General features: G+C 71.1%; 24 protein-coding genes. 13 read left to right on the top strand and 11 right to left on the bottom strand.

The features are described 5' to 3' along the window. The 6 genes from AC1DYN_RS05185 to AC1DYN_RS05160 all read right to left on the bottom strand — a co-directional run. The coding region (locus AC1DYN_RS05185) for an NAD(P)/FAD-dependent oxidoreductase (protein WP_477958043.1) at window positions 1-637 on the bottom strand (637 nt) is incomplete at its 3' end. After that, window positions 634-981, bottom strand: a complete 348-nt coding sequence (locus AC1DYN_RS05180; protein ID WP_477958042.1) for a (2Fe-2S)-binding protein — start codon at window positions 979-981, stop codon at window positions 634-636. The genes AC1DYN_RS05185 and AC1DYN_RS05180, both read right to left, overlap by 4 nt. 25 nt (window positions 982-1,006) lie before the next feature. Then, window positions 1,007-1,501 (bottom strand): Lrp/AsnC family transcriptional regulator, encoded by a 495-nt coding sequence (locus AC1DYN_RS05175; protein WP_477958041.1) that lies wholly within the window; start codon window positions 1,499-1,501, stop codon window positions 1,007-1,009. A 71-nt stretch (window positions 1,502-1,572) separates the two neighbouring features. Continuing rightward, window positions 1,573-2,970: an aspartate aminotransferase family protein gene (locus AC1DYN_RS05170; protein ID WP_477958040.1), complete on the bottom strand. Its 1,398-nt coding sequence runs from the start codon at window positions 2,968-2,970 to the stop codon at window positions 1,573-1,575. A 292-nt stretch (window positions 2,971-3,262) separates the two neighbouring features. Continuing rightward, on the bottom strand, window positions 3,263-4,189 hold the full coding sequence (locus tag AC1DYN_RS05165; protein WP_477958039.1) for a 2-hydroxyacid dehydrogenase: 927 nt from the start codon (window positions 4,187-4,189) through the stop codon (window positions 3,263-3,265). A gap of 6 nt (window positions 4,190-4,195) precedes the next feature. Further along, window positions 4,196-5,014 carry a GNAT family N-acetyltransferase gene (locus AC1DYN_RS05160; protein ID WP_477958038.1) on the bottom strand — a complete coding sequence of 273 codons (819 nt, stop codon included), beginning with the start codon at window positions 5,012-5,014 and terminating at the stop codon, window positions 4,196-4,198. Window positions 5,015-5,292: 278 nt separating this feature from the next. On the opposite strand from AC1DYN_RS05160, the gene AC1DYN_RS05155 reads away from it, so the two are divergent. The 8 genes from AC1DYN_RS05155 to AC1DYN_RS05120 all read left to right on the top strand — a co-directional run bounded on the left by AC1DYN_RS05155 (window position 5,293) and on the right by AC1DYN_RS05120 (window position 15,565). Continuing rightward, the gene (locus tag AC1DYN_RS05155) at window positions 5,293-6,780 is read left to right on the top strand and encodes an aldehyde dehydrogenase family protein (protein ID WP_477958037.1); all 1,488 of its coding nucleotides are present in this window, start codon (window positions 5,293-5,295) and stop codon (window positions 6,778-6,780) included. Window positions 6,781-6,972: 192 nt separating this feature from the next. Continuing rightward, window positions 6,973-7,638 (top strand): haloacid dehalogenase type II, encoded by a 666-nt coding sequence (locus tag AC1DYN_RS05150; RefSeq protein WP_477958036.1) that lies wholly within the window; start codon window positions 6,973-6,975, stop codon window positions 7,636-7,638. Window positions 7,639-7,645: 7 nt separating this feature from the next. Beyond that, the gene (locus AC1DYN_RS05145) at window positions 7,646-8,935 is read left to right on the top strand and encodes an NAD(P)/FAD-dependent oxidoreductase (RefSeq protein ID WP_477958035.1); all 1,290 of its coding nucleotides are present in this window, start codon (window positions 7,646-7,648) and stop codon (window positions 8,933-8,935) included. A gap of 57 nt (window positions 8,936-8,992) precedes the next feature. Beyond that, on the top strand, window positions 8,993-10,612 hold the full coding sequence (locus AC1DYN_RS05140; RefSeq protein WP_477958034.1) for an ABC transporter substrate-binding protein: 1,620 nt from the start codon (window positions 8,993-8,995) through the stop codon (window positions 10,610-10,612). Between the two features lie 9 nt (window positions 10,613-10,621). Continuing rightward, window positions 10,622-11,578 carry an ABC transporter permease gene (locus AC1DYN_RS05135; RefSeq protein ID WP_477958033.1) on the top strand — a complete coding sequence of 319 codons (957 nt, stop codon included), beginning with the start codon at window positions 10,622-10,624 and terminating at the stop codon, window positions 11,576-11,578. Continuing rightward, a complete protein-coding gene (locus AC1DYN_RS05130; protein ID WP_477958032.1) occupies window positions 11,575-12,429 on the top strand; it encodes an ABC transporter permease in 855 nt (284 codons plus the stop codon). The genes AC1DYN_RS05135 and AC1DYN_RS05130 overlap by 4 nt, the downstream gene beginning before the upstream one ends. Further along, the gene (locus AC1DYN_RS05125; protein WP_477958031.1) at window positions 12,429-14,084 is read left to right on the top strand and encodes an ABC transporter ATP-binding protein; all 1,656 of its coding nucleotides are present in this window, start codon (window positions 12,429-12,431) and stop codon (window positions 14,082-14,084) included. The genes AC1DYN_RS05130 and AC1DYN_RS05125 overlap by 1 nt, the downstream gene beginning before the upstream one ends. Further along, window positions 14,081-15,565: an NAD-dependent succinate-semialdehyde dehydrogenase gene (locus AC1DYN_RS05120; RefSeq protein WP_477958030.1), complete on the top strand. Its 1,485-nt coding sequence runs from the start codon at window positions 14,081-14,083 to the stop codon at window positions 15,563-15,565. The genes AC1DYN_RS05125 and AC1DYN_RS05120 overlap by 4 nt, the downstream gene beginning before the upstream one ends. An 18-nt stretch (window positions 15,566-15,583) precedes the next feature. On the opposite strand, the gene AC1DYN_RS05115 is transcribed toward AC1DYN_RS05120, so the two are convergent. Continuing rightward, on the bottom strand, window positions 15,584-16,255 hold the full coding sequence (locus AC1DYN_RS05115) for an ABC transporter ATP-binding protein (RefSeq protein ID WP_477958029.1): 672 nt from the start codon (window positions 16,253-16,255) through the stop codon (window positions 15,584-15,586). Window positions 16,256-16,274: 19 nt separating this feature from the next. Here AC1DYN_RS05115 and AC1DYN_RS05110 point away from each other — a divergent pair, with 19 nt between their 5' ends. Next, complete coding sequence (locus tag AC1DYN_RS05110; protein ID WP_477958028.1) at window positions 16,275-16,916, top strand: arylesterase; 642 nt, start codon at window positions 16,275-16,277, stop codon at window positions 16,914-16,916. Window positions 16,917-16,924: 8 nt separating this feature from the next. Here AC1DYN_RS05110 and AC1DYN_RS05105 read toward each other — a convergent pair whose 3' ends face one another. Both AC1DYN_RS05105 and def read right to left on the bottom strand, forming a co-directional pair. Continuing rightward, window positions 16,925-19,042 carry a DUF6600 domain-containing protein gene (locus AC1DYN_RS05105; protein WP_477958027.1) on the bottom strand — a complete coding sequence of 706 codons (2,118 nt, stop codon included), beginning with the start codon at window positions 19,040-19,042 and terminating at the stop codon, window positions 16,925-16,927. A 349-nt stretch (window positions 19,043-19,391) separates the two neighbouring features. Continuing rightward, a complete protein-coding gene (def, locus tag AC1DYN_RS05100) occupies window positions 19,392-19,934 on the bottom strand; it encodes a peptide deformylase (RefSeq protein WP_477958026.1) in 543 nt (180 codons plus the stop codon). Between the two features lie 117 nt (window positions 19,935-20,051). Between def and AC1DYN_RS05095 the strand changes: the two genes are divergently transcribed. From AC1DYN_RS05095 to AC1DYN_RS05080, 4 genes are all read left to right on the top strand, one after another. Continuing rightward, the gene (locus AC1DYN_RS05095; RefSeq protein WP_477958025.1) at window positions 20,052-20,378 is read left to right on the top strand and encodes a hypothetical protein; all 327 of its coding nucleotides are present in this window, start codon (window positions 20,052-20,054) and stop codon (window positions 20,376-20,378) included. Window positions 20,379-20,460: 82 nt separating this feature from the next. Continuing rightward, a complete protein-coding gene (locus tag AC1DYN_RS05090) occupies window positions 20,461-21,852 on the top strand; it encodes a hypothetical protein (protein ID WP_477958024.1) in 1,392 nt (463 codons plus the stop codon). An 8-nt stretch (window positions 21,853-21,860) separates the two neighbouring features. Further along, on the top strand, window positions 21,861-22,766 hold the full coding sequence (locus tag AC1DYN_RS05085; protein WP_477958023.1) for a metal ABC transporter substrate-binding protein: 906 nt from the start codon (window positions 21,861-21,863) through the stop codon (window positions 22,764-22,766). Continuing rightward, window positions 22,763-23,512 carry a metal ABC transporter permease gene (locus tag AC1DYN_RS05080; protein ID WP_477958022.1) on the top strand — a complete coding sequence of 250 codons (750 nt, stop codon included), beginning with the start codon at window positions 22,763-22,765 and terminating at the stop codon, window positions 23,510-23,512. The genes AC1DYN_RS05085 and AC1DYN_RS05080 overlap by 4 nt, the downstream gene beginning before the upstream one ends. Window positions 23,513-23,579: 67 nt before the next feature. On the opposite strand, the gene ligA is transcribed toward AC1DYN_RS05080, so the two are convergent. Both ligA and AC1DYN_RS05070 read right to left on the bottom strand, forming a co-directional pair. Then, the gene (ligA, locus tag AC1DYN_RS05075) at window positions 23,580-25,691 is read right to left on the bottom strand and encodes an NAD-dependent DNA ligase LigA (RefSeq protein ID WP_477958021.1); all 2,112 of its coding nucleotides are present in this window, start codon (window positions 25,689-25,691) and stop codon (window positions 23,580-23,582) included. Between the two features lie 38 nt (window positions 25,692-25,729). Continuing rightward, complete coding sequence (locus AC1DYN_RS05070) at window positions 25,730-26,323, bottom strand: hypothetical protein (RefSeq protein WP_477958020.1); 594 nt, start codon at window positions 26,321-26,323, stop codon at window positions 25,730-25,732. Between the last annotated feature and the right edge of the window lie 27 nt (window positions 26,324-26,350).

Raw genomic sequence — 26,350 nt, 5'->3', positions numbered from 1 at the left:
GCCCGGCCACCAGGGCTGCGCCGCGCAGCAGCAAGCGCGGGCGCCGCAGCAGCCCGCGCAGCGCCGCCCAGCCCGGCAGCGCGGGCGAGGTGTCGAGCACCGCCTCGACCTGCGCGCCGGCCTTCAGGTACTGCGCGGCGACCAGGTACAGCAGCGGCCCGCTGCCCATGAACACCACGCGCGAGCCGATCGCGCAGGCCTGCGCCTTCAGCGCGATCTGGGCCGCACCCAGGCTGTAGCAGCCGGCGTGGTTCCAGCCCGCCACCGGCATCAGCCGGTCGGTCGCGCCGGCGCAGACGATCAGTGCATCGAAGTCCAGCGTCTGCGTGCACCCGCTCGGCGTGTGCACCGTGTGCAGCTGGCCGGCCGTCACGTTCCACGCCAGGGTTTCGCTGCGGTGATCGATCTGGCCGCGCAGCGCATCGAAGTCGCCATGCAGGGCCTGCGCCTTCGCGGCCTCGCTGCAGTACAGCGTGGCGTGACTGCGCAGGAAGCCCTCGGGCTGGCGGCGGTAGATCTGGCCGCCATCGCGGCGTGCTTCATCGACGACGATCGGGCGCACGCCGGCCTGCACCAGCGCCTGCGCGGCCCGCACGCCGGCCGGCCCGGTGCCGACGACCACGGTGCGCGGCGTCATGGCCGGGCCCCGGTCTCGCCCCACGGCGATGCCGGCGGCGTGGTGCGCACGCTCATGCCTTCGGCCACCACCGTCGAACACGCCCGCAGGCGCCGTCCGGCGTCGTCCCAGACCCAGCAGTCCTGGCAGGCGCCCATCAGGCAGAAGCCGGCGCGCGCGCCATCCCCGGACGCCGTGAACTCGGACTGCCGCAGGTGCCGGCCCTGCACCAGCAACGCCACCAGCAACGTGTCGCCTTCGAGTGCGCTCGCGGGCCGGCCGTCGATGCACAGCGCGATGGCGGGCCGTGCGGTTTCGGCCAGGCGCACGAAGCGACCGCCGCCGCCGGGCATGGGCTGCTTCATGAGAGGTCCGGGGGCGAACCCGGGGTCAGGGGTTGCTCGGGAACAGCCGTTCGATCGGGTAGTGCGTCTTGATGAACGGCGACTTGATCACGATGAAGCTGAAGTACTTCTCGATGCCGATGTTGCGTTCGAGCAGGTCCTCGATCAGCGCCTGGTAGTGGTTGACGCCGCGCGTGGTGAACTTCAGCAGGTAGTCGTAGCCGCCGCTCACCAGGTGGCACTCGAGGATCTCGTCGACCCCGCGGATCGCCGCCTCGAAGCGCACGAAGTCCTCGCGGTGGTGGTCGGACAGCGTCACCTCGGTGAACACCGTCAGCGTGTCGCCCAGCTTCTCCAGGCGCAGCTGCGCCCCGTAGCCCGCGATGTAGCCGGCCTGTTCGAGCCGCTTCACGCGGATCAGGCACGGGCTGGGCGACAGGCCGACGGCCTCGGCCAGGTCGACGTTGGTGATGCGCCCGTTCTTCTGCAGCTGGCTCAGGATGCGCAGGTCGAGGCGGTCGAGCTTGAGGGAGCTGGTCACGGCAGGATGGTGAGTCGGGGTTGGCCGATTTTGCGACGGGAAAGCTCATGGCGGGACAGAACATCGCCGCCCTAGCCCAACGCGGCGCGCACGTCGGCGTCGCCCAGCACGTCGTCCAGCGTCAGGCGCAGGCGCTGCGCCATCTGCGCGAACTCGTCTTCGGTGAAGCACAGCGCCGGCGCGAAGCCCAGGATGTGGTCGCCGAACGAGCGGAAGATCAGCCCGCGGCGGTAGCCCGCGTCGAACAGCCGGTCCGACAGGCCCAGCGCCGGGTCGAAGCCGCGCTTCGTCGCCTTGTCGCTGACCAGCTCGAGCGCGCCCAGCAGCCCGCGGTGGCGCGACTCGCCGACCAGCGGGTGTTCGCGCAGCCCGTCGAGCACGGCGGCGAAATGCGGCGTCACGGCTTGCCCGTGGGCGAGGATGCCGCCTTCGTCGTACAGGCGCAGCACCTCGAGCGCGATGGCCGCGCTGACCGGGTGGGCCGAGTAGGTCGCGCCATGGCCGATCGGCGCACCGGCCGGCGCGCCATCGGCGATGCCGGCGAAGACCTGCTCCGACATCAGCGTCGCGCCCATCGGCGCATAGCCTGCGGTCAGGCCCTTGGCGAGCGTCATCAGGTCGGGCTCGACGCCCTCGGCCTCGCACGCGAACATCGGGCCGGTGCGGCCGAAACCGGTGATGACCTCGTCGACGACGAACAGGATGTCGAGCTCGCGCGCCGCCTCGCGCATCGCCTTCAGCCAGCCGGCCGGCGGCACGATCACGCCGCCCGACCCCTGGATCGGTTCGCAGAAGAAGGCCGCCACGTTGTCGGCGCCGAGCTCGGCCACCTTGCTGCGCAGCGCCGCCACCGAGGCCGCGATCAGCGCCTGCGGATCGGCGCCTGCGGCGCTGCGGTACGCGTACGGCGACGCGATGTGGTGCTGGTTCGGCAGCGGCAGGTCGAAGCCGCGGTGGAAGGCCGGCAGCGCCGTCAGCCCGGCGCCGAACGACGACGAGCCGTGGTAGCCGCGCTCCAGCGCGATGAACTGCTTCTTGTTCGGCCGGCCGGTGTTGTTGTAGTACTGCACGATGAAGCGGCTGGCCGCGTCCACCGCCTCCGAGCCGCCCAGCGTCAGGTACACGCGCGTCAGCGAGGCCGGCGTCAGCTCGACCAGCTTCGCGGCCAGGCGGATCGCCGGCTCGCTGCCGAAGTGGAAGTAGCCGGTGGCGTAGGGCAGCGTGCGCATCTGCTCGGCCGCGGCCTGCACGACGCTTTCATGGCCATAGCCGATGTTCACGCACCACAGGCCGGCGAAGGCATCCAGCAGCTCGCGCCCGCTCGCATCCTTCAGCCAGGCGCCATGGCCGGATTCGAGCACGGTGACGCCGCGCTGCTGGTGCTTGCGCCACGGCGCGACCGGATGGATCAGGTGGTCTCGGTCGAGCGCGACCAGCGCATCGAGGTGGGGAAGTTCACGGGACGACATGCGATGGGCTCTTGGTGATGAGCCGCAAGAATAGGATGGCGTCCCCGGCGCGTGGTGCTGCTTTGGGCCGGCGCGGCGCAACGCAGCGCCGTTCTTCGCGGCGGTTCAGCAGAATGTTTGGTGGATGACGACCCCTCGCCCCGTGGGTACACCGGTCGATCCCCCGAGGGGATGCGGGCCGGCTTGGGGCGGCCCGGCGCTCGGCCCGCGCGCCCGACAAGGCCGTAGCCCGGATGCCAATCCGGGAGGGCGGTGGCACAACGCATCCCGGACGGGCATCCGGGCCACAGGCTCAATAGCCGCGCGCGCGGTCGACGCGGCCGACCATCTCTTCACCCGCCTCGAAACGCCGCAGGTTGTCCAGCACCACGCGCGCCGCGGTGTCGGGCTGCGTCATGCTCGCGATGTGCGGCGTCAGCCAGATGTTCGGGTGCTGCCAGAACGGATGCGCCGGCGGCAGCGGCTCGGGGTCGGTCACGTCGAGCACCGCATCGGCGATCCAGCCCTGGTCGAGCGCGGCCAGCAGGTCGCCCGGCACCAGCTGCGGCCCACGCCCCACCTGCACCAGCCCCGCACCACGCGGCAGCTGCGCGAACAGCGCCGCATTCAGGAAACCGCGCGTCTCGTCCGTCAGCGGCAGCAGGCACACCAGGATCTGCGTGCGCCCAAGAAACGCCGGCAACTCGTCCTGGCCCGCAAAGCACTGCACGCCGTCGACCTGGTGGCGCGAACGGCTCCAGCCGGCACAGTCGAAACCGAAGCTGCGCAGTTGTGCGAGCGCAGCCCGGCCCAGCGTTCCGAGTCCGAGCACGCCGACGCGGCACTGCCCCGCCGGCCGCACCGGCACCGCCTTCCACTGCGCGCGCCGCTGCTGGCGCTGGTACTGCAGCATGTCGCGGTGCAAGGCCAGCACCGCCCAGCTGACGTACTCGACCATGCCGCCGATGATGCCGGGCTCGACCATGCGCACCACCGGCAGGCCGGGCGGCAACGCCGACAGGTCGAACTGATCCACGCCGGCGCCCGACGAGAACAGCACCTGCAGGTTCGGGAACACCTCGCCCAGCTTGTCCGGCGGCTCCCATGCCGCGAGGAAGCGCACCTGCGCCGGGTCGCCGATGTCGGGCCAGATGCGAAACGGCAGCTGCGGCGCCTCGCGCGCGAAGATCTCGGCCCACTGGCGGCCCCGCACGGGGTCTGACTTGTAGACGAAGCTCATCGGCGATCAGCCCAGGGCCTGGTTGACCAACGAGAACAGCCGCGCCCCGTCGGCCACCACCGGCACCGCCGCCCGCACCATCACCGTCGGCGCATCCACGCGCAGCAGGCCCAGGCTCTCCAGCCACTCGGCCAGCCCGCTGTCGAAGTCGATGTCGATGCGCACGAACTTGCCCGCGTTCAAGCCCACCAGGTGGGCGATGAGCGCCTTGGCACCGTCGGCGTCGGGTGCCACCACCGGCCCCAGGCTCAGGCCACGGCCGAAGCGGCGCAGCATCGCGAAGCCGCGCGCCTGCCCGTCCTGGTCGAGCACCACCGTGTCGGCCTGCGCCAGCAACGCGTCGATCAAGGCCGGCCGCGGCATGCCGCGCGCCTGTGCATCGAGCGCCGCCAGCGCGGCGCTGTCGTTGTGGTCGGCCGGACGCAGGCGCCGGCCGGTGTCCAGTGCGACCAGCGGCGCCGGCAAGGCCGTGCCCTGGTGCTGGCGCACCTCGCCGGTCCGCACGAAGCCCAGCCGCTCGTACAACCCGCGGCCCTCGGGCGTCGCGTGCAGCAGCACACTGCACTCGCCGAGTTCGCCGAGCAAGGCCTCCATCAGCCGATAGCCGATGCGCCGCCCCTGGCACCGCGGGTCGACGATCACCAGGCCGATGGTCGCGTGCCGTTCACCCCAGCGCCAGCACTGTGCGGTGCCGACGAGCTCGCCATCGCGTTCGGCGACCAGGCCTCGACCGAGGCCGAAGGCGAACTGCCAGTCGGCCAGCCGGTGCGGCCAGTGCACGCGCAGCGACAGCGCGTGGGCGGCCTCCAGGTCGCGGGGGCCCATGGGCCGCAGCACGACCCCGTCGGCAGCGGCAGGGTTTCCCTTGTGAGCAGATTCAGTCAATGGCTTCTCCAGCGCAGGCGTCTCGTGCGATGGTTCCAAGCTTCCCACCCCCGGGGATAGGACGATCTTGTCGCCGCGATCAAAACCGCAGCTTGCGCTGCACGGGCCGGGCGATTCGCCATTTGCTGCGTTCGCCGCCACGCGTACGGCCGCAAATTCCGCGCCACCCTGCCTAGCATTCACGGGTCGATTGAACCCCACTTTTGCGAGGCCGGCGCGTGCACACCTTCCATCCCGATCAGATTGACGTGCCGAGCGGCCACTTCATCGATGGCCGGCTGGTGCGCCCGGCGCACGCCGAGGACTGCGCGGTGTCGCGGCCGTCCGATGGCCGCCCGTATGCCGCGCTGCCGCTGGCCGATGCCGACCTGGTGGACCAGGCGGTCGAGAACGCCTGGTCCCGCTGGCGCGCCAGCGACTGGGCCCGCCGCCCGCCGCGCGAACGTGCCCGCGTGCTGCGGCGCTGGGCCGACCTGGTCGAGGCCGACGGCGCGCTGCTCGCCCCGCTCGAAGCGGTGGGCTCGACCCGGCCGCTGCGCGAGGCGCTGGCCTGGGACGTGCCGTTCACCGCCGAAGGCCTGCGCTTCTTCGCCGAGTACGCCGACAAGCTCGGCGGCGAGGTCGCCGCCACGCGCAGCGATCACCTGGGCATGACCGTCACCGAACCCTACGGCGTGGTGGGTGCGATCACGCCCTGGAACTTCCCGCTGGTGATGGCCTCGTGGAAGGTCGGCGCCGCGCTCGCGGCCGGCAACGCGGTGGTGTTGAAACCCTCCGAGCTGACGCCGTTCTCGGTGCTGCGCCTGGCCGAACTGGCCCTGCAGGCCGGCGTGCCGGCCGGGCTGTTCAACATCGTGCAGGGCGACGGCCTCACGGCCGGCGAAGCCCTGAGCCGCCACCCGCGCATCGCGAAGATGACCTTCACCGGTTCGACACGCACCGGCGCCGCCATCATGTCGAGCTGCGCATTGCACGGCCCGAAGCCGGTGACGCTGGAGCTGGGCGGCAAGAGCCCGCAGCTGGTGTTCGACGACGTGCCCGACCTGGACCGGCTCGCCGCCACCCTCGCCGGCGCCATCACCGGCAACGCGGGCCAGGTGTGCGTCGCCGGCTCGCGCCTGATCGTGCAGCGGCGCATCGCCGAGCCGCTCGTCGAGCGCATCGCACAGCGCTTCGCGGCACTGCGGCCGGGCCCGACCTGGGACGCCGCGGCAACCCTCGCGCCGATCATCTCGGCAACCCAGGCGGCGCGCATCGGCGACATCGTCGAACGCGCGCGCAGCCACGGCGCCGCCATCCGCTGCGGCGGCGCGACGGTCCACGTGGGCAGCGGCGGCGCCTACTACCAGCCGACGCTGGTCGAACGCGCCGACGCCTCGAACCCGGCAGTGCGGGAAGAGATCTTCGGCCCGGTGCTGACGGTCCAGGTCTTCGACAGCGAGGAAGAGGGCCTGGCGCTCGCGGCCCACGAACACTACGGCCTCGCCGCCGGCGTGCACACCGCCGACCTCGGGCGCGCGATGCGCGCGATGCGCGCGATCCAGGCCGGCACGGTCTGGATCAACCGCTACGGGCGCAGCGCCGACTTCGTCATCCCCACCGGCGGCTACCACCAGTCGGGCATCGGCAAGGACCTGGGACGCCAGGCGGTCGAGGCCAACCTGCGCGTCAAAAGCGTGCTCATCGACTTCGCGGCGCCGCAATGAAGTGCACCGCCGCACCGGCGCAGCGCAGACCGCACGCCATGCCGAGACGGGGTGGCGAAACCACAGCTTCGACGCGTGGCACCCGCCAAATCCCCACTTCCTCGTTTGTCGCACATGCTTCAATGAAATGGTGATGACGAGGCGAAACCACTGACACCCACCCGCCCTGACACGACAAGGAGCTCCCAAGCCATGGCCTTCCGCCCCAAGTTCATCAGCTTCGATTGCTACGGCACGCTGACCCGCTTCCGCATGAGCGAGATGACGCGCGAGATCTTCGCCGACCGCATCCCCGCCGAGCGCATGGATCAATTCATCGCCGACTTCTCCGCCTACCGCTTCGACGAGGTGCTGGGCGCCTGGAAGCCGTACGTCGACGTGCTGAAGAACGCCGTGCGCCGCACCTGCCGCAAGTGGAACGTGCAGTACCTGGACCACGAGGCACAGCGCTACTACGACGCGGTGCCCACCTGGGGGCCGCACGCCGACGTGCCGGCCGGCCTGGCGCGGGTGGCCAAGGAGATCCCGCTGGTGATCCTGTCGAACGCCAGCGACGACCAGATCCAGAAGAATGTCGCGCAGCTCGGCGCGCCCTTCCACCGCGTCTACACGGCGCAGCAGGCGCAGGCCTACAAGCCGCGGCTGCAGGCCTTCGAATACATGCTGGACTCGCTGAACGCGAACCCCGAGGACATGCTGCACGTGTCGTCCAGCTTGCGCTACGACCTGATGTCGGCCGACGACCTGGGCATCAGGCACAAGGTGTTCGTGAACCGCGGCCACGGCCCGGGCAACCCGGCCTACGGCTACACCGAGATCGCCGACATCGGCGGCCTGCCCGGCGTGGTCGGGCTCTGACGTCGCGATGAAGCTCGACTCGTACTGGACCGACACGGCACCGGCGTTCGCGCCGAAGGCGGCCGAGTTGCCGTCGCGCGCCGACGTGGTCATCGTCGGCGCGGGCTTCACCGGGCTGTCGGCGGCGCTCGCGCTGGCACGGCGCGGCGCCAGCGTGGCGGTGCTGGAGGCCGGCGACCGGGTCGCGAGCGAGGCCTCGTGCCGCAATGGCGGCCACGTGAACAACGGCCTGGCCGTCGACTACGGCGTGGCCGCAGACCGCCATGGCACGGCCCAGGCCTGCGCCTGGTACCACGCCTTCGACGCGGCGGTCGACAGCGTCGAGCGCATCGTGTGCGACGAGGGCATCGATTGCGACTTCGAGCGCAACGGCAAGCTCAAGCTGGCGACGCGGCCGCTGCACTACGAGGCGCTGGCACGCAGCGCCGAGCGCATGCGGCGCGAGGTCGATCCCGACGTCGAACTGATCGACGCGGCGCGCGTGCGCCAGGAAGTCGGCAGCGAGCGCTTCGTCGGCGGGCTGCTGCAGAAGAAGAGCGCGCAGATGCACATGGGCCGCTTCGCGCACGGCCTGGCGAGCGCAGCCGAGCGCCAGGGCGCGCAGATCCACCTGGGCACGGCCGCCACGCGCTACACGCGGCTGGGCTCGGGCCACGCGCACCGCGTGGACACCGCGCGCGGCACGCTGCAGGCCGGGCAGCTGCTGCTGGCCACCGGTGCCTCGCAGCACGGCGGCTACGCGAGCTTCGGGTGGCTGCGCCGGCGCATCGTCGGCATCGGCAGCTTCATCATCGTCACCGAACCGCTGGGCGCCGAGCGCGCGCGCTCGCTGCTGGCGGTGCGCCGCACCTGCGTCACGGTGGCCAACATCCACCACTACTTCCGCCTGACGGCCGACCACCGGCTGGTGTTCGGCGGACGGGCGCGCTTCGCGGTGAGCAGCCCCACCTCCGACCGCAAGAGCGGCGCGATCCTGCAGCGCGGGCTGGTCGAGACCTTTCCGCAGCTGGCCGGCACCCGCATCGACTACTGCTGGGGCGGGCTGGTCGACATGACGCAGGACCGCCTGCCGCACGCCGGCGAGCGCGACGGCCTGTACTACTCGACGGGCTACAGCGGCCACGGCACGCAGATGTCGGTGCACATGGGACAGCGCATGGCCGAGGTGATGGCCGGCAACGCCGCGGCCAACCCATGGCGCGACCGGCCCTGGCCGGCCATCCCCGGGCACCTGGGCCCGCCGTGGTTTCTCCCCGCCGTCGGCCTGTACTACCGCGTCAAGGACATGGTGGCCTGAGATGACGCCGAAGCGGCCTTGAATGACAACCCCTCCCTCCCACTACAGGAAGATGCCATGAACGAGCGCCAGAAGTTTGAAGACCTCGTCGGTCCGCACGAGAGCACGCGCCTGCTGGAAGCCATGAAGCGCGGCGCCAGCCGGCGCGACGTGCTGGCCCTGCTGATGGCGGGCGGCATGCAGGCCACGCTGGCCGGCGGCCTGTCGGGCCTGGCCCGATCGGTCCACGCCGCCACGCCGAAACGCGGCGGGCGCATCCGCGTGGCCGGCGCCACCGCGGCGATCACCGACACGCTGGACCCGGCCAAGATGTCGAACCAGACCGACTACTCGCGCGGCACCATGGTCTACAACGGCCTGACCTCGCTCGACGGCAGCCTGACACCGCAGCCGGCACTGGCCGAATCGTTCGACACCAAGGACGCGAAAACCTGGGTCTTCAAGCTGCGCAAGGACGTGAAGTTCCACGACGGCAAGCCGCTCACGCCGGCCGACGTGGTGTTCTCGGTGATGCGCCACAAGGACCCGGCGACCGCCTCCAAGGCCAAGGCCCTGGCAGACCAGATCGACAGCGTGAAGGCGAGCGGCACCAACGAGGTGACGGTGACGCTGAGCGCAGCCAACGCCGACCTGCCGGTGATCCTCGGCACCTTCCACTTCATGATCGTCAAGGACGGCACCACCGACTTCAACACCGGCATCGGCACCGGGCCGTACAAGCTGAAGGAGTTCAAGCCCGGCGTGCGCTCGATCGCCGTGCGCAACGAGGCCTACTGGAAACCGGGCCGGCCTTACCTGGACGAGATCGAGTTCGTCGGCATCGGCGACGAGGGCGCGCGCGTCAACGCGCTGCTGTCCGGCGACCTCGACCTGGCCGGCTCGGTCAACCCGCGCTCGGTCGACCGCATCAAGGGCACGCCCGGCTTCGAGGTGTTCAGCACCCAGTCGGGCCAGTACTCCGACCTCATCATGCGCAAGGACATGGGTCCGGGCACCAACCCCGACTTCATCCTCGCGATGAAGCACCTGATCGACCGCGAGCAGATCCGCAAGTCGGTCGCGCTCGGCCACGCCGTGCTGGCCAACGACCAGCCGATCGACCCGACCAACCGCTTCCACTTCGCCGGCCTGCCGCAGCGTCCCTTCGACCTCGACAAGGCGAAGTTCCACCTGAAGAAGTCGGGCCTGGGCGATGCGCCGGTGCCGGTGGTCGCCTCGCCGGCAGCGCTCTACTCGGTCGAGATGGCGCTGGTGATGCAGCAGTCGGCCCAGAAGATCGGGCTGAACCTGGACGTCAAGCGCATGCCGGCCGACGGCTACTGGTCCAACCACTGGCTCAACAGCGCCGTGGGCTTCGGCAACGTCAACCCGCGGCCGAGCGCCGACACGCTGCTGACGCTGTTCTTCAAGTCGGATGCGGCCTGGAACGAGTCGCGCTGGAAGAGCGAGAAGTTCGACCAATTGCTGGTCGCGTCGCGCGCCGAGACCGACGCCGCCAAGCGCAAGCAGCAGTATGCCGACATGCAGGTGATGATCCACGAACAGGCAGGCCTGGGCATCCCGCTGTTCCTGGCGAGCCTGGACGGGCACAGCAGCAAGCTCAAGGGCCTGTCGCCGATCCCGCTCGGCGGCTTGATGGGCTACTCGTTCGCCGAGCACGTCTGGCTGGACGCCTGAGCCGCCTCCATGAACCTGCTGATCCTGCGACTGGCACTGCAGCGCGTGGCCCTCGCGGCCGTGTCGCTGCTGGTCGTCTCGGCGCTGGTGTTCGCCATCACCGCGGTGCTGCCGGGCGACGCGGCGCAGGCGCAGCTCGGCCAGGACGCCACGCCCGAGACGCTGGCCGCGCTGCGTCACCAGATGGGCCTGGACGTGCCGGCCCCGGTGCGCTACGGGCGCTGGCTCGCGGGCCTGCTGCGCGGCCAGCCCGGCGAGTCGATCGTCACCCACACGCCGGTGGCCGACATGCTGGCCAGCCGGCTGCCGAACTCGCTGCTGCTGGCCGCGATCACGGTCGTCGTCGCGGTGCCGCTCGCGCTGCTGCTGGGCATCGGCGCGGCGATGTACCGCGGCTCGCTGTTCGACCGCATCGTCAGCAGCGCTGCGGTCGCCGTGGTCTCGGTGCCCGAGTTCCTGGTCGCGACGCTCGCGGTGCTGGTGTTCGCAGTCGAGCTGCACTGGCTGCCGGCGCTGTCGTACGGCGTCAGCTTCGACTCGCCGCTGAAGATGCTGCGCTCGTTCGCGATGCCGGTGCTGACCCTGTGCTGCGTGATGGTGGCGCAGATGATGCGCATGACGCGCGCCGCGGTGATCGACCAGCTCAAGGCCCCCTACATCGAGATGGTGCTGCTGAAGGGCGCGACGCCGATGCGCACCGTGCTCGCGCACGCGCTGCCGAACGCGGTCGGCCCGATCGCCAACGCCGTGGCGATGACGCTGTCGTACCTGCTGGGCGGCGTGATCATCGTCGAGACCATCTTCAACTACCCCGGCGTCGCCAGCCTGATGGTCGACGGCGTGACGCAGCGCGACATGCCACTGGTGCAGACCTGCGCGATGCTGTTCTGCGCCGCCTACCTGCTGCTGGTCACGCTGGCCGACATCTGCAGCATCGTGGCCAACCCGCGGCTGCGCTACCGATGAACGACGCCACCCTCCCCGTCCCCGCCCCCGCCAGGTCCCGGCGGGCACGCATCGGCCCGCTCGCCTGGGCCAGCGCCGCCGTGCTGCTGTTCTGGCTGGTCGCCGCGCTGGTCGGCCCCAGCCTGCTGAGCGACAGCGGCGGCAGCATGGGCGAAGCCGCCGTGTTCGCGCCGATGAGCGCGGCGCACTGGTTCGGCACCGACTTCCTCGGCCGCGACGTGTTCGCCCGCGTGGTGCAGGGCACGCGCTACACGGTGGGCGTGGCGCTCACCGCCACGCTGCTCGCCAGCGGCATGGGCACGCTGCTCGCGCTGCTGGCCGCCGCCAGCGGGCGCTGGATCGATGCGCTGCTCAGCCGCGCGGTGGACACGCTGACCTCGGTGCCCGGCAAGATGTTCGCGCTCATCATGGTGGCGGCCTTCGGCTCGGCCATGCCGACGCTGGTGGCCACCGCGGCCCTCATCTACCTGCCGGGCGCCTACCGCATCGCGCGCTCGCTCGCCGTCAACATCGACGCGATGGACTACGTGACCGTGGCGCGCACGCGCGGCGAAGGGCGGCTGTACATCATGCTCCACGAGATCCTGCCCAACATCGTCGGCCCGATGGCGGCCGACCTCGGCCTGCGCTTCGTCTACGTGGTGCTGCTGCTCGCGTCGCTCAGCTTCCTCGGCCTGGGCGTGCAGCCGCCGGCCGCCGACTGGGGCTCGCTGGTGCGCGAGAACATCGGCGCGCTGCCGCTGGGCAGTGCCGCCATCGTCATGCCGGCGCTCGCGATCGCCAGCCTGACGATCGCGGTCAACCTGCTGATCGACAACCTGCCCGGCCGCTCGGCCCGAGGGGAACGCTGATGGGCGCGCTCGTCACCGTCAGCGGACTGAACGTCGTCGCCCAGGGGCGCGATGGCGAGCAACCGATCGTGCGCGACCTCTCCTTCGGCATTGCGCCCGGCGAGGTGCTGGCGCTGATCGGCGAATCGGGCTCGGGCAAGACCACCACGGCGCTGGCGCTGATGGGCCATGCGCGCACCGGCTGCCGCATCGCCGGCGGCAGCATCCGCATCGGCGACACCGACGTGCTGGCGCTGGACGCGGCGCAGCAGCGCGCCTTGCGTGGGCGCACCGTGGCCTACATCGCGCAGAGCGCCGCCGCGTCCTTCAACCCGTCGCGCACGATCATGGACCAGGTGGTCGAGCCGGCCCGCATCCACAAGCTGATGCCGCGCGCCGAGGCCGAGGCCAAGGCGGTCGCGCTGTTCCGCGAACTCGCGCTGCCCGACCCCGCGCACATCGGCGCCCGCTACCCGCACCAGGTCTCGGGCGGCCAGCTGCAGCGCCTGATGGCGGCGATGGCGCTGATCAGCGATCCCGAGCTGGTGATCCTCGACGAGCCGACCACGGCGCTCGACGTGACGACGCAGATCGAGGTGCTGCGCGCCTTCCGCCGCGTGGTGCGCGAGCGCCGCACCACCGCGGTCTACGTGAGCCATGACCTGGCCGTGGTCGCGCAGATGGCCGACCACATCCTGGTGCTGCGCGACGGTGCGATGCGCGAGCTGGGCCGCACCGGGCAGATCATCCAGGCGCCGCGCAACGACTACACGCAAAGCCTGCTGGCCGCCGCGCAGCCCAGGCAGCGCGATGCCGGCCCGGCCCGCGGCACGACCGACGAGCGGCCGCTGCTGCAGGTGAGCGGCCTGGGCTGCGGCTACGGGGCGGCCAAGCCCATCCTGCAGGACATCGACCTGACGCTGCACCGCGGCCAGGCCATCGGCGTGATCGGCGAATCCGGTTCCGGCAAGACCACGCTGGCGCGCGCGATCGCGGGGCTGATCGCGCCGTCCAGCGGGCACATCGTGTTCGATGGTCGCGAACTCGGCCCGGCGCTGAACCGGCGCTCGAAGGAAGACCTGCGCCGCATCCAGATCGTCTTCCAGATGGCGGACACCGCGCTCAACCCTTCGCACACCATCGAACGCATCCTGGCCCGACCGCTGCAGTTCTACCGCGGCCTGCGCGGCGAGGCCCTGCGCGCGCGCATCGCGCAACTGCTCGACCTGGTGCAACTGCCGGCGACGCTGGCGCAGCGCCTGCCCGGCGGGCTCTCCGGCGGCCAGAAGCAGCGCGTGAACCTGGCGCGCGCGCTGGCCGCCGAGCCCGACCTGATCCTGTGCGACGAGGTGACGTCGGCGCTCGACACCGTGGTCGGTGCCGCGGTGCTCGACCTGATGGCGCAGCTGCGGCGCGAGCTCGGCGTGTCCTACCTGTTCATCAGCCACGACCTGCACACGGTGCGATCGGTGTGCGACGAGATCGTCGTGATGCAGCACGGCCGCAAGCTGGCGCAGGTGGCACGCGCCGACTTCGAGCGCGGCCCGCACCACCCCTACTACGAGCTGCTCGCGCGCTCGGTGCCCGAGCTGCGCTGTGGCTGGCTGGATGACGTGGCCGACGTGCGCGACGTGCCGGCGCTTGCCCCCTCCGTCCCTGTCCTTTCAACGCCATGAGCCAGACCCTCGCCCTGTCCGTACCAGCGCTGCAGCGCCAGCAGAACTTCATCGACGCGCGCTGGCGCGACGCTGTCGAAGGCCGCAGCTTCGACGTCTGCGACCCCGCCACCGACACCGTGTTCGCCCAGGTGCCCGACAGCGGCGCGCGCGATGCCCGCGCCGCGGTGGACGCGGCCCACGCGGCCTTCGCCGGTTGGCGCGCCCGGCCGAACCGCGAGCGTGCGCAGCTGCTCAGGCGCTGGCACGCGCTGATCGTCGAGCACCAGGAAGACCTGGGCCGGTTGATCTCGCGCGAGCAGGGCAAGCCGCTGGCCGAGGGCCGCGGCGAGGTGCTGTATGCGGCGAGCTACGTCGAATGGTTCGCCGAAGAGGCGACACGCAGCTATGGCGACATCATCCCGGCGGCCGTGCCGGGCCGCCGCATGATGGTGGTGAAGGAGCCGGTCGGCGTGGTGGCGGTGATCACGCCGTGGAACTTCCCGGCCGCGATGATCGCCCGCAAGATCGCGCCCGCGCTGGCGGCCGGCTGCACCGTGGTGGCCAAGCCGGCGGAAGACACGCCGCTCACCTCGCTCGCGCTGGTGCGCCTGGCCGAGCAGGCCGGCGTGCCGGCAGGCGTGCTGAACATCGTGACCGCCTCGCGCGAGCGCACGCCCGAGCTGGTCGACGCGTGGCTGGCCGACCCGCGGGTGCGCAAGATCAGCTTCACCGGCTCGACGCCGGTGGGCAAGCACCTGGCGCGCGAGTCGGCCGACACCCTGAAGAAGCTGTCGCTCGAGCTGGGCGGCAACGCGCCGTTCATCGTGTTCGACGATGCCGACATCGATGCGGCCGTCGACGGCCTGATGGCGGCCAAGTTCCGCAATGGCGGCCAGACCTGCGTCTGCCCGAACCGCGTCTTCGTCCAGGAGGCCGTGCACGACCGCTTCGTCGGCAGGCTGGCCGCGCGCGTCGGTGCGCTGAAGGTCGGCCCGGCCACCGAGGCCGACTCGCAGATCGGCCCGATGATCAATGCGCGCGCGGTGAAGAAGATCGAGCACCACGTGCAGGATGCGCTGGCGCGCGGCGCCCGCGTCATCGTCGGCGGCGAGCGCCTGCGCTCGGCGCGCTGCGACGGCCCGAACTACTACGCGCCGACGGTGCTGGTGGATGCCGACGCGACGATGGCCTGCTCGTGCGAAGAGACCTTCGGCCCGGTGGTGCCGGTGACGCGCTTCCGGCACGAGGCCGAGGTGGTCGCGGCGGCCAACGACACGCCCTTCGGCCTGGCGGCGTACTTCTATTCGAGCGACATCGCCCGCGTGTGGCGCGTCGCCGATGCGCTGGAATGCGGCATCGTCGGCATCAACGAAGGCGTGCTCGCGTCGGAGGCGGCGCCGTTCGGCGGCGTCAAGGAATCGGGCTACGGCCGCGAAGGGTCGCGCTATGGGCTGGACGACTACATGCACACGAAATACATGTGCTGGACGGGTTCGTGACCCGGATGGGCATCCGGGCTACGGGTTCAACCTGCCCGCCTCGATGTGCAGTTGCCGGTCGCAGCGCGCCGCGATGCCGCGGTCGTGCGTCACCAGCACCAGCGTCGTCCCCGACTCGCGGTTCAGCTCGAACATCAGCTCCATCACCTTCTCGCCGGTCGCGAAATCGAGGCTGCCGGTGGGCTCGTCGGCCAGCAGCACCGCGGGCTTCACGACGAAGGCGCGGGCCAGCGCGACACGCTGCTGCTCGCCGCCCGACAGCACCTTCGGGTAATGCGACAGCCGCTCGCCCAGGCCGACGCGCCTGAGCATCTCGGTGGCCTGCACGCGCGCGTCGTTGCGGCCCTGCAGTTCCAGCGGCAGCATCACGTTCTCCAGCGCGTTCAGGTTGCCCAGCAGCTGGAAGCTCTGGAACACGAAGCCCAGCTGGGCCGCGCGCACCGCGGCGCGTGCATCCTCGCCGAGCACGAACAAGTCGTTGCCGGCCAGGCGAACTGTTCCGGTGGTCGGCGTGTCCAAGCCCGCGATGATCGACAGCAAGGTGCTCTTGCCCGAGCCGGACGCGCCGACGATGGCCGCCGACTGGCGCGGCGCCAGCGAAAAATCGATCTCGTGGAGAATGGTCAACACACCGGTCGAGTCTTGCACCTGCTTGGTGACGCCCTCGACGGAAATGATGGATTCGGACATGGATGCTTCTGCAGGTGGAATGCTCACGCGACGCGCGCTGCTCGGTCAATGTACCTTGCTTGCCGCGGCCGCCGCGGTGCCGGGGATTCGGGCCGCGAGCCCGCAACGCGTGCTGGTGCTCGGCGACAGCCTGTCGGCCGAGTACGGCCTGCAGCGCGGCCAGGGCTGGGTCGCGCTGCTCGACCAGCGGCTCGCGCGCGACAAGATCAACGCGAGCGTCGTCAACGCCAGCATCAGCGGCGACACCACCTCCGGCGGACGCTCGCGCCTGCCGGCCCTGCTGAAGCAGCACCAGCCGACGGTCGTGATCCTCGAACTGGGCGGCAACGACGCGCTGCGCGGCCTGCCGCTGGCGATGACGCGCGACAACCTGGCCAGCATGGCGCGCGCCGCGAAACAGGCCGGCGCCAAGGTGCTGGTGGTGGGCATGCAGGTGCCGCCCAACTACGGGCGGCAGTACGGCGATGACTTCGCGGCGCTGTTCGCGCAGGTCGCGAAGGCCGAAGGCACGGCGCTGGTGCCGTTCCTGCTGAAGGGCGTGGCCGATTCGCCGAAGGCCGATGCGATGTTCCAGCCCGACCGCATCCACCCGGTCGCCCAGGCCCACCCGACGATGCTCGACAACGTCTGGGCAGGCCTGAAACCGCTGCTGCAGGGCTGAGCCGGCGCTCAGCGGTTCTGCTCGCGGCCGTTGCGCTCGCCGCGCGGCTCCTGGCGGTCCTGTCGTTCCTGCCGCTCCTGGCGCGGCTGCTCGACACGCGGCTGCTGCACCTGCGGCGGCTGCTGCACGCGCGGCTCGGGCGCACGCACCTGGGGTTGCTGCGGCTGCGGACGCGGCGGCGCCTGCACCTGGGGTGCCTGGGGCTGCTGGACCTGCGGCGGCGCGGGCCGCTGCGCCTGCGGTTGCGGTGCCTGCGGCTGCTGCGGCCGCACCGGCATCGTGTGCGGCTGGTCGCCGACCGGCGCCGGCCGTTCACGGCCCTGGCTGCGGCGCTCGCCGTCGGCATTCACCGGCTGCGGGTGACGGCGGTCCGGCGTGTTGACCGATGGCGGCACCTGCACCTGCGGCACCGGCTGGGGCTGCGCCGCATTGGCCGGCGGCCGGTTGCCGCCGTTGGTCTGCTGCACGATGTCGGGCACGTCGCGGCCCGGGCGGGGCCGCGGGATGAAGCCCGGCTGCTGCGGCGATGGCTGCTGCGCGGGTTGCTGGACCGGCTGCTGCGGCTGCACCGTCACGGGCGCCTGCGGCTGCGGCGCCTGCACCTGCTGCACCGGCATCGGCCGTTCGGGCCGGCCCCAGCTCGTGTCGGCGCCGCCGCGGCCGCCGCTGCCGTTGTTGTCGCCACGCCGTCCCGGCGGCGGCGCCACCGGTGCCAGCGGGCTCGGCGCATAGCTGATGCGGCCGGTGCGCGGGTCCTCGACGCGGCGCACGCCCGCGGTGCCCGGCGGCGGCGTCGGGGTCGCGACCGGCGCATCGGCCCGCGGACGCTCGCGGATGATGTCGCGCAGCACGCGGTCGTTCACGCGCGTCATCGCCGGCGCCACCGGCTGACGGCGCTCCATCACCGTCGTCGGCACCACGGTCACCGCATGCGGCATGCCGCGGTTGATGTAGTTGGTCTGCTGCACCACCGCGCCCGGGCTGTTGATGATGTTCGTGACGTTGGTGATGTTGGTCACGTGGGTCACGTTGACGTTGCGCACGTAGCGCGGGCTCACGTGGTAGCTCGGCACGTAGACCTCGCGCGGCGCGAGCGGGAACCAGCCGACCGACGGGCCGTGGCCGACCGAGATCGACAGGCTCAGGTTGGGCCCGCCGACCCAGGCCACCAACGCCGGCGCGTACACCGGGCGCGCGACGTAGGTGCCCGGCGACCAGCACCAGGCGCTGCGGAACCACACCCAGCGGCCGTAGTGGAACGGCGCGAAGCCCCAGGGCGCGTCATCGACCCAGGTCCAGCCCCAGGGGCTGACCCAGGCCCAGTGGCCCATGCGGTACGGCGCCCAGTCGGTGGCGACGCTGCGCGGGATCCAGATCGCGCCGTAGTCGGGGCTCTGCTCCCAGCGGCCGTAGCGGTCCAGGTCTTCGACCCCGGTCATCTCGGACGAGACGTAGCGCGCCGAGACGCTGCGGTCCTCGCGCTGGTCGAGCGAGGCGACCCAGTCGGAGAACGGGTCGCGCAGCGGGTCGGTGATGCTGTATTGCGTCGGCGCCTCGGGCTTGTCGCGCCAGAACTCGGCGCGCTGGCCCGGGATCACGGTGAGCGCGGTGCGATCGCCTTCGAACTGCGCCTGGCCGCTGACGACGGTCACCTGGCTGGTGTCGTCGATGCGATCGAAGCGGTAGTTGCCGGTGCGGTCGGTGCGGAAGCGCCCTTCCTCGGTGGCGACGCCGAACTCGTTGGCCGATTCGCGCGTGCGCAGGCGTGCCGACAGGCTGCCGGTGTGCAGCTGCAGGCTCAGGTGGTCGTCGTCGAGCTGCAGCACCTCGAGCTCGGTGTTGGCCCCCATGCGCAGCGTGGAAGAGCCGATGCGGATCTCTGCGCGGCCGTCCTTGTCGCTGGACAGCCGGTCGCCGGTGGTGACGGGGCGGTTGCGCGAGGCGGCGACCCATTCGCCGCTTTCGGGGGCATAGACCCACACGGTGCCGTTGACGTCGGACAGCCGGCCGACGCGGCCCGGAGGATCGTCGTCGGCGGCGCGGGCGGGCTGCGCGAACAGTGCCAGCAGGGAGACCAGCATCAGGCCGATCACGAGCCCCAGCCAGCGCGCGGCCGGGGTGCCCATGCGGGCGGGTGTAGCGTTTCGGGTGCTTCGGGGCACGGCGACCTCCTCACGTTGCATGGTCACGGTCTGGTGGGACCGCGCGGAACCGGTGAGGTTCCTGAGCGCACAACGCGCGGGGGTCCTTTGTGGCTGACGCCAGAAACGTTTCTTCATGGAGTGACAGCCCCCCAGTCGCTTCGCTCCTGCCCCCAAGGGGCGCCACGCCAGGGGCCCGGCAAAGCCGGTTCCCCGGCGCGTTGCTTGATGGGTCGCTTCGCTGCGCGTGCTCTGGCGTCGTGTAGCGCGATCCCGGATTGGCATCCGGGCTACGAATACTGGGGTAGCCCGGATGCCAATCCGGGGCCGTCATTCAATCGTCGTCGTTGGGATCGAGGTCGGGGAACAGCACGCTCGTGAACCCGAACTGGCTGAAATCCTTGATGCGAGACGGGTAAAGCTTGCCGATCAGGTGGTCGCACTCGTGCTGCACCACGCGCGCGTGGAAACCCTCGGCCTCGCGATCGATCACGTTGCCCTCGGGGTCCAGACCGGTGTAGCGGATGCGCGCATGGCGCGGCACCACGCCCCTCAGCCCCGGCACCGACAGGCAGCCTTCCCAGCCATCCTCCACCGCGTCGGACAGCGGCGTGATCACCGGGTTGATCAGCACCGTCTCGGGCACCGCCGGCGCATCGGGATAGCGGGTGTTGTTCTTGAAGCCGAAGATCACCAGCTGCAGGTCGACGCCGATCTGCGGTGCCGCCAGCCCGGCGCCATTGGCATCGTGCATGGTGTCGAACATGTCGGCGATCAGCTGCTCCATCTCGCGCGTGCCCAGCTGGTCGCGGCGCACCGGCGGGGCCACGCGCAGCAACCGGGGGTCGCCCATCTTCAGGATCTCGCGCACGCTCATCGGTCTGGGTCCTTTTTCAAAGCGTCCCGAAGCTCATCGGTTCGATCCCGCATTCTCGGTGAATCGCGCAGCACCCTGCCGGCGTGTGCTATTTTCGGGCCGCTTGCGACCACCACCGTGACTGCCTTCCTCCGCTCCCTGCGCCTGGCCCTGCTGGTCGGGTCGGTCCTGCTGACCCCGCAGCTGTGGATGGCGCACGCCTTGTCGCACGGCCTGCCCGCGCAGACCGGCGGCCAGCCCGGCAAGGAACGCCAGAGCCAGTCCGACAAGGTGTGCGAAGCCTGCCTCGCGTTCGCGCAGCTCGACACCGCGATGCCGGCGCACTTCGACTGGCGCGCCGACGTCCAAGCCGTGCCAGCCGCCGTGCCGATGCCCGCACCCACCCGGGCCGGCGTCACGACGCCGGCCTTCCTGGCCCGCGGGCCCCCGGCACGGCTCGGCTGAACCGACGTTCCGCTGCCGCCGCGCCCCTCGCGCGCGAGCCGGCCACCGATCACCCGGCAGACACGCCTGCAGGACGACTCTCATGCACATCCACCGCACCTGGGCCACGCGCCTGGGGTCCGGCCTGGGCCTCGCCGCCGCATTGGCCTGGCCGGGCGCGAACGCCCAGTCCGCCTCCGACATCGACCAGCTGAAGAACGAGATCTCCGAGCTGCGCCAATCCTACGAGGCCCGCATCCAGGCCCTGGAACGCCGCCTCCAGCAGCTGCAGCAGGCCGCCCCGCCGCCGGCCGCCGCCGCCGAAGCACCCGCCGCACCACCCGCCACGGCCACCGCGCCATCGGCATCCGCCTTCAACCCGGCCGTCTCGCTGATCCTCAACGGCACCTATGCCAACCTGTCGCAGGACCCGGCACGCTACCGCCTGCAAGGCTTCATGCCGTCGGGCGGCGAGGTCGGCCCGGGCAAGCGCAGCTTCCAGCTCGGCGAATCCGAGCTGGGTCTTGCCGCGACGATCGATCCGACCTTCTCCGGGCACCTGACCTTCTCGCTGACGGGCGACGACAGCGTCAGCGTCGAGGAGGCGGTGTTCGAGCGCCAGGGCCTGTTCGACGGCGCGACGCTGAAGGGCGGCCGCTTCCTGTCGTCGATCGGCTACCTGAACAGCCAGCATGCGCACGCCTGGGATTTCGTCGACGCGCCGCTCGCCTACCAGGCCTTCTTCGGCGGCCCGCTGAAGACCGACGGCCTGCACCTGCACTGGCTGGCCCCCACCGAGCGCTTCATCGAGCTCGGGGCCGAGATCGGCTCGGGCGCCACCTTCCCCGGCAACGACACCGGCCGCAACGGCATCGGCTCGGCCGCCGTGTTCGCGCACCTGGGCGACGACATCGGCGACAGCGCCAGCTGGCGCGCCGGCCTGTCGTACCTGCGCCAGCGCGCCGAAGACCGCCGCTACGAAGACCTGGACGCGAACGGCGACGACCACGGCGCGTCCTTCAGCGGCCACAGCCGCACCTGGGTCGCGGACGCGATCTACAAGTGGGCCCCCGGCGGCAACGCGACGCGCGAGAACCTCAAGCTGCAGGGCGAGTACTTCCGCCGCACCGAGGACGGCTCGCTGTCGCAGGGCACGGCGCTCGGCGACTACCGCAGCACGCAGAGCGGCTGGTACGTGCAGGCGGTCTACCAGTTCATGCCGCAGTGGCGCGTCGGCGCGCGCTACGACCGGCTCGATTCCGGCAGCCCGCGCATCGGCCTGGTCGACAACGGCACGCTCGCCGCCGCCGACCTGCCGGTGCTGCAGGGCGCGAAGCCGTCGCGCAGCACGCTGATGGTCGACTACTCGCTGTCCGAATTCAGCCGCTTCCGCCTGCAGCTGGCCAGCGACCGCAGCCGCGCCGATGCGACCGACCGCCAGCTCTTCCTGCAATACATCATGAGCCTCGGTGCCCATGGTGCCCATTCGTTCTAGGACACCGCATGAGAACCCTTCTGAAGACCCTGGGCCTGGCCGCGCTGGCCGGCCTCGCGCTGAATGCGCACGCCGCGCTGAACGTCGTCGCGTGCGAGCCCGAATGGGCCGCGCTCGCCAAGGAACTGGGCGGCGACAAGCTGAACGTCTCGTCGGCCACCACGGCATTGCAGGACCCGCATCACATCGAGGCCCGGCCCAGCCTGATCGCCCGCGTGCGCGGCGCCGACCTGCTGGTGTGCACCGGCATGGAGCTCGAGATCGGCTGGCTGCCGGTGCTGGTCCAGCAGTCGGGCAATGCGAAGCTGGCGCCGGGCGCGCCGGCGATGTTCGAGGCCGGGCGCTTCGTCACGCCGCTGGAAGTGCCCACGCGCCTGGACCGCGGCGACGGCGACGTGCATGCGCAGGGCAATCCGCACATCCAGCAGGACCCGCGCAACATCGCGAAGGTGGCGGCGGCGCTCGGCGCACGCCTGGCGCAGCTCGACGCCGCCAATGCCGCGACCTACCAGCAGCGGCTGCAGGACTTCAACGCGCGCTGGACGGCCGCGCTGCAGAAGTGGGAGCAACAGGCCCGGCCGCTGAAGGGCGTCACGGTGGTCGCGCACCACAAGAACATGGGCTACCTGTGGAACTGGCTGGGCGTGCGCGAGATCGGCACGCTCGAGCCCAAGCCCGGCGTCGAGCCGAGCGCCGGCCACCTGACCGAGCTGAGCGCGCTGCTCGCGCAGCAGCCGGCAAAGATGGTGGTGCGCGCCGCGTACGAAGACCCGCGCGCGTCGAAGTGGCTGTCCGAGCACGCGAAGATCCCGGCCGTCGCCCTGCCCTTCACGGTCGGCGGCAACGACAAGGCCGGCGACCTGTTCGGCCTGTTCGACAGCAGCCTCGCGCTGCTGCTGGAGGCCGCCAAATGACGGTCGCGCCGATCGACTTCGCGATCCTCGCGCCGGCGTTCGCGGCCGGGCTGCTGGTGGTGGCCACGCACGTGCCGCTGGGCGCGCAGGTGCTGCGCAAGGGCATCGTCTTCATCGACCTGGCGATCGCGCAGATCGCCGCGCTGGGCGTCATCGTCGCCGGCATGCTGGACATCGACCCGGGCGGCTGGCAGGTGCAGGTGGCGGCGGCACTGGCGGCGCTGGCCGGCGCGCTGCTGCTCACCTGGACCGAGAAGAAGTGGCCCGACGTCCAGGAAGCGCAGATCGGCGTGCTGTTCGTGCTGGCGGCGACGGCCGGCATCCTGCTGCTGGCGAAGAACCCGCACGGCGGCGAGCACCTGCGCGACCTGCTGGCCGGGCAGATCCTGTGGGTGGGCTATGCGCAGCTGGCGATCCCCCTGGTGGCGACGCTCGCGATCCTCGGGCTGTGGTTCGGCGCGCGGGCGCTGGTCGAGCGCGCGGGCTTCTACCTGCTGTTCGCGCTGGCGGTCACGGTGTCGGTGCAGCTGGTGGGCGTCTACCTGGTGTTCGCGACGCTGATCGTGCCGAGCCTGGGCACGCGCAAGCACCCCGAGGGACGGCGGCTGGCGCTGGCCTATGGCATCGGCGTGCTGGGCTATGCGATCGGGCTGGCGCTGTCGTCGGCGTTCGATCTGCCGGCGGGGGCCTTGATCGTGTGGTGCCTGGCCGTGCTGGCGGTGGCGGTGCATGCGGTGGCACCCTGACCGCCCTCCCCGGATTGACATCCGGGCTGCAACACCCTCGTAGCCCGGATGACAATCCGGGGTTCCGTCACGGGAGAAGCGCCCGCAGCGCGGCTTCGTCGATCACCTCGACCCCCAGCTCGCGCGCCTTGTCGAGCTTGCTGCCCGCCTCTTCGCCGGCGACGACGTAGTGCGTCTTCTTCGACACCGAGCCCGACACCTTGCCGCCTGCCGCCTCGATCGCGTCCTTGGCCTCGTCGCGCGACCAGGTCGGCAGCGTGCCGGTCAGCACGAAGGTCTTGCCCAGCAGCGGGCGAGGGCGGTCGTCGGCCTCGCCGGCGCTTTCCTTCGGCTGTACGCCAGCGGCCAGCAACTGCTCGATGACCTCGCGGTTGTGCGGCTGTGCCAGGAAGGTGTGAACGCTGGCCGCGACGATCGGCCCGACGTCGGGCACCTCCAGCAGTTGCTCGACGCTCGCGGCCATCAGCTTCTCGAGTGCGCCGAAGTGGCGCGCCAAGTCCTTCGCGGTCGTCTCGCCGACCTGGCGGATGCCCAGCGAGAACAGGAAGCGCGCGAGCGTCGGCGTCTTGCTCTTCTCCAGCGCGTCGACGATGTTCTGCGCGCTCTTGTCGGCCATGCGATCCAGCGCGGCCAGCTTTGCGACGCCGAGCTTGTACAAGCCCGGCAGGCTCAGCACGATCCCCGCATCGACGAGCTGGTCGACCAGCTTGTCGCCCAGGCCCTCGATGTCCATTGCACGGCGGCCGGCGAAATGCAGCATCGCCTGCTTGCGCTGCGCTGGGCAGAAGACGCCGCCGGTGCAGCGGTATTCGATGCCGCCCTTCTCGCGGATCACCGCGCTCTTGCAGACCGGGCAAAGAGGCGGCATACGGAAATTCGGCACATAGGGCTCGCGAGCGGTCGCGCGCACGACATCGGCCGCTGCAAAGTCCGCGCGGGCCTGGCCAGCAACTGCAACATCCGTCACTCTGCCAACCACCTCGGGAATCACGTCGCCGGCGCGGCGGATGATGACCCGGTCACCCACGCGCACGCCCTTGCGGCGCATCTCGAAAACGTTGTGCAGCGTCGCATTGCTGACCGTCGTGCCGCCGACGAACACCGGATCCAGCCGCGCCACCGGCGTCAGCTTGCCGGTGCGGCCCACCTGCACGTCGATCGCCAGCAGCGTCGTCACCTGCTCCTGGGCCGGGTACTTGTGGGCCACGGCCCAGCGCGGTTCGCGGGTCTTGAATCCCAGCTGCTGCTGCTGCTCGCGTGAATTGACCTTGTAGACGACACCGTCGATATCGAAGGGCAGGCCGTCGCGTGCCTCGGCCACGCGCTGGTGGAAGGCGACCAGGCCGGCCGTGCCGGACGCCACCGTGCGCAGTTCATTGACCGGCAAGCCGAAGGCCGCCAGCGCATCCAGCAAGCCCGACTGCGTCGCCGGCAGCGCCCAGCCCTGCACCTCGCCCAAGCCATAGGCATAGAAGCTCAGTGGCTTGTCGCGCGCCTGGTTCGAATCGAGCTGGCGAATGGCCCCGGCAGCCGTGTTGCGCGGGTTCACGAAGGTCTTCTCGCCCTTGCTGCGCTGACGCTCGTTCAGCGCCTCGAAGGCGTCGCGGCGCATGTAGACCTCGCCCCGCACCTCCAGCACCAGCGGGGCCTCGCCCTGTAGTCGCAACGGAATCTGCCCGATGGTGCGCACGTTGTGCGTGACGTCCTCACCGGTCTCGCCGTCACCGCGCGTAGCTGCCTGGATCAGCACACCGGCTTCGTAGCGCAGGTTGATGGCCAGGCCGTCGAACTTCAGCTCGGCGTTGTAGTCGACGGGCGGGTCGCCCTCCTTCAGCCCCAGCTCGCGACGCACGCGGGCGTCGAAGGCGATCGCGCCGCCCTCGGTGGTGTCCGTCTCCGTCGTGATCGACAGCATCGGCACGACGTGGTGCACCGGTGTCAGCCACGGCAGCACCGCACCGATCACGCGCTGCGTCGGCGAGTCGGCCGTCAGCAGCGCGGGGTGCGCTTCCTCGAGGGCCTGCAGCTCCTGGAAGAGCTTGTCGTACTCGGCGTCCGGGATCTGCGGCTCGTCGAGCACGTAGTAGCGGTACGCATGCTGCTGCAGCAGCGCACGCAGCTCGGCGGCGCGCGGCGCCAGCCGGGCTTCGTCGGGGGTGGGTGTGGGGTCCTGTGCCATGCCGCCAGTTTAGGGGCGGCACGGGCGATTCCAGGCGCTCAGGCGGGGGTGAACACCGCCAGCACGGTGTGTGCGACGCTGTTGGTGATCTTGCAGGTGCTGGCCATGCCGGCGCCGATGCAGCCGCCGCTCCAGCCGCGGAACGCCATGCCGGGCTTGGCATAGGCGACCAGCGTCACCGTCTCGTACTTGCCGTACTTCAGCACGCAGGTCGCGCCGGTCGTGCACAAGGGGCCGGCGTCGCCGTGCGCGACGTTGGTCACCGAACCGGCACCACTGACCTGCAGCGTCAGCGGCCGGTTCGGGTAGTACGCATCCAGCACCGCATCGTCCCAGGTCGGCACCCAGGCCGGGTCGGCGGTCTGGGTGACGGCGGCGGTCGCGCTCTCGATGCCGTCCGTGTGCACCGACGCGCTGCCGCCCGGGATGATGGCCGACGGATCGACCGCATCCGCGGACGTCCCGGCGACCGGCACGTCGGCGGCCGGTGCATCGGCGACCGGCGCCTCGGCCACCGGCACCGCGGCGTTGTCCGCCGCACTGCCGTTGCCACCCTCGTGACCTCCTCCGTTGCCGCCACCGCAGGCCGCCAGCAGCGTCGCCAGCGCGATCGCGCCAGCCATCCTCGTCATCGCATTCATGTATCAGATCCCGACCAC

The organism is Rhizobacter sp. P2_D12, assembly GCF_056404395.1.
Note: the sequence above shows the minus strand (reverse complement) of the source record. Positions and strands in the feature narration are given on the sequence as shown.

What these genes read in the sequence shown, in the direction of transcription:
- AC1DYN_RS05090 (WP_477958024.1), top strand. Translation starts at nt 20,461, where the DNA reads ATGCACATCCACCGCACCTGGGCCACGCGCCTGGGGTCCGGCCTGGGC.
- AC1DYN_RS05170 (WP_477958040.1), bottom strand. Translation starts at nt 2,970, where the DNA reads ATGTCGTCCCGTGAACTTCCCCACCTCGATGCGCTGGTCGCGCTCGAC.
- AC1DYN_RS05110 (WP_477958028.1), top strand. Translation starts at nt 16,275, where the DNA reads ATGCTCACGCGACGCGCGCTGCTCGGTCAATGTACCTTGCTTGCCGCG.
- AC1DYN_RS05145 (WP_477958035.1), top strand. Translation starts at nt 7,646, where the DNA reads ATGAAGCTCGACTCGTACTGGACCGACACGGCACCGGCGTTCGCGCCG.
- AC1DYN_RS05160 (WP_477958038.1), bottom strand. Translation starts at nt 5,014, where the DNA reads ATGGGCCCCCGCGACCTGGAGGCCGCCCACGCGCTGTCGCTGCGCGTG.
- AC1DYN_RS05115 (WP_477958029.1), bottom strand. Translation starts at nt 16,255, where the DNA reads ATGTCCGAATCCATCATTTCCGTCGAGGGCGTCACCAAGCAGGTGCAA.
- AC1DYN_RS05070 (WP_477958020.1), bottom strand. Translation starts at nt 26,323, where the DNA reads ATGACGAGGATGGCTGGCGCGATCGCGCTGGCGACGCTGCTGGCGGCC.
- AC1DYN_RS05150 (WP_477958036.1), top strand. Translation starts at nt 6,973, where the DNA reads ATGGCCTTCCGCCCCAAGTTCATCAGCTTCGATTGCTACGGCACGCTG.
- AC1DYN_RS05085 (WP_477958023.1), top strand. Translation starts at nt 21,861, where the DNA reads ATGAGAACCCTTCTGAAGACCCTGGGCCTGGCCGCGCTGGCCGGCCTC.
- def (WP_477958026.1), bottom strand. Translation starts at nt 19,934, where the DNA reads ATGAGCGTGCGCGAGATCCTGAAGATGGGCGACCCCCGGTTGCTGCGC.
- AC1DYN_RS05130 (WP_477958032.1), top strand. Translation starts at nt 11,575, where the DNA reads ATGAACGACGCCACCCTCCCCGTCCCCGCCCCCGCCAGGTCCCGGCGG.
- AC1DYN_RS05125 (WP_477958031.1), top strand. Translation starts at nt 12,429, where the DNA reads ATGGGCGCGCTCGTCACCGTCAGCGGACTGAACGTCGTCGCCCAGGGG.
- AC1DYN_RS05135 (WP_477958033.1), top strand. Translation starts at nt 10,622, where the DNA reads ATGAACCTGCTGATCCTGCGACTGGCACTGCAGCGCGTGGCCCTCGCG.
- AC1DYN_RS05120 (WP_477958030.1), top strand. Translation starts at nt 14,081, where the DNA reads ATGAGCCAGACCCTCGCCCTGTCCGTACCAGCGCTGCAGCGCCAGCAG.
- AC1DYN_RS05080 (WP_477958022.1), top strand. Translation starts at nt 22,763, where the DNA reads ATGACGGTCGCGCCGATCGACTTCGCGATCCTCGCGCCGGCGTTCGCG.
- AC1DYN_RS05180 (WP_477958042.1), bottom strand. Translation starts at nt 981, where the DNA reads ATGAAGCAGCCCATGCCCGGCGGCGGCGGTCGCTTCGTGCGCCTGGCC.
- AC1DYN_RS05165 (WP_477958039.1), bottom strand. Translation starts at nt 4,189, where the DNA reads ATGAGCTTCGTCTACAAGTCAGACCCCGTGCGGGGCCGCCAGTGGGCC.
- AC1DYN_RS05140 (WP_477958034.1), top strand. Translation starts at nt 8,993, where the DNA reads ATGAACGAGCGCCAGAAGTTTGAAGACCTCGTCGGTCCGCACGAGAGC.
- ligA (WP_477958021.1), bottom strand. Translation starts at nt 25,691, where the DNA reads ATGGCACAGGACCCCACACCCACCCCCGACGAAGCCCGGCTGGCGCCG.
- AC1DYN_RS05105 (WP_477958027.1), bottom strand. Translation starts at nt 19,042, where the DNA reads ATGGGCACCCCGGCCGCGCGCTGGCTGGGGCTCGTGATCGGCCTGATG.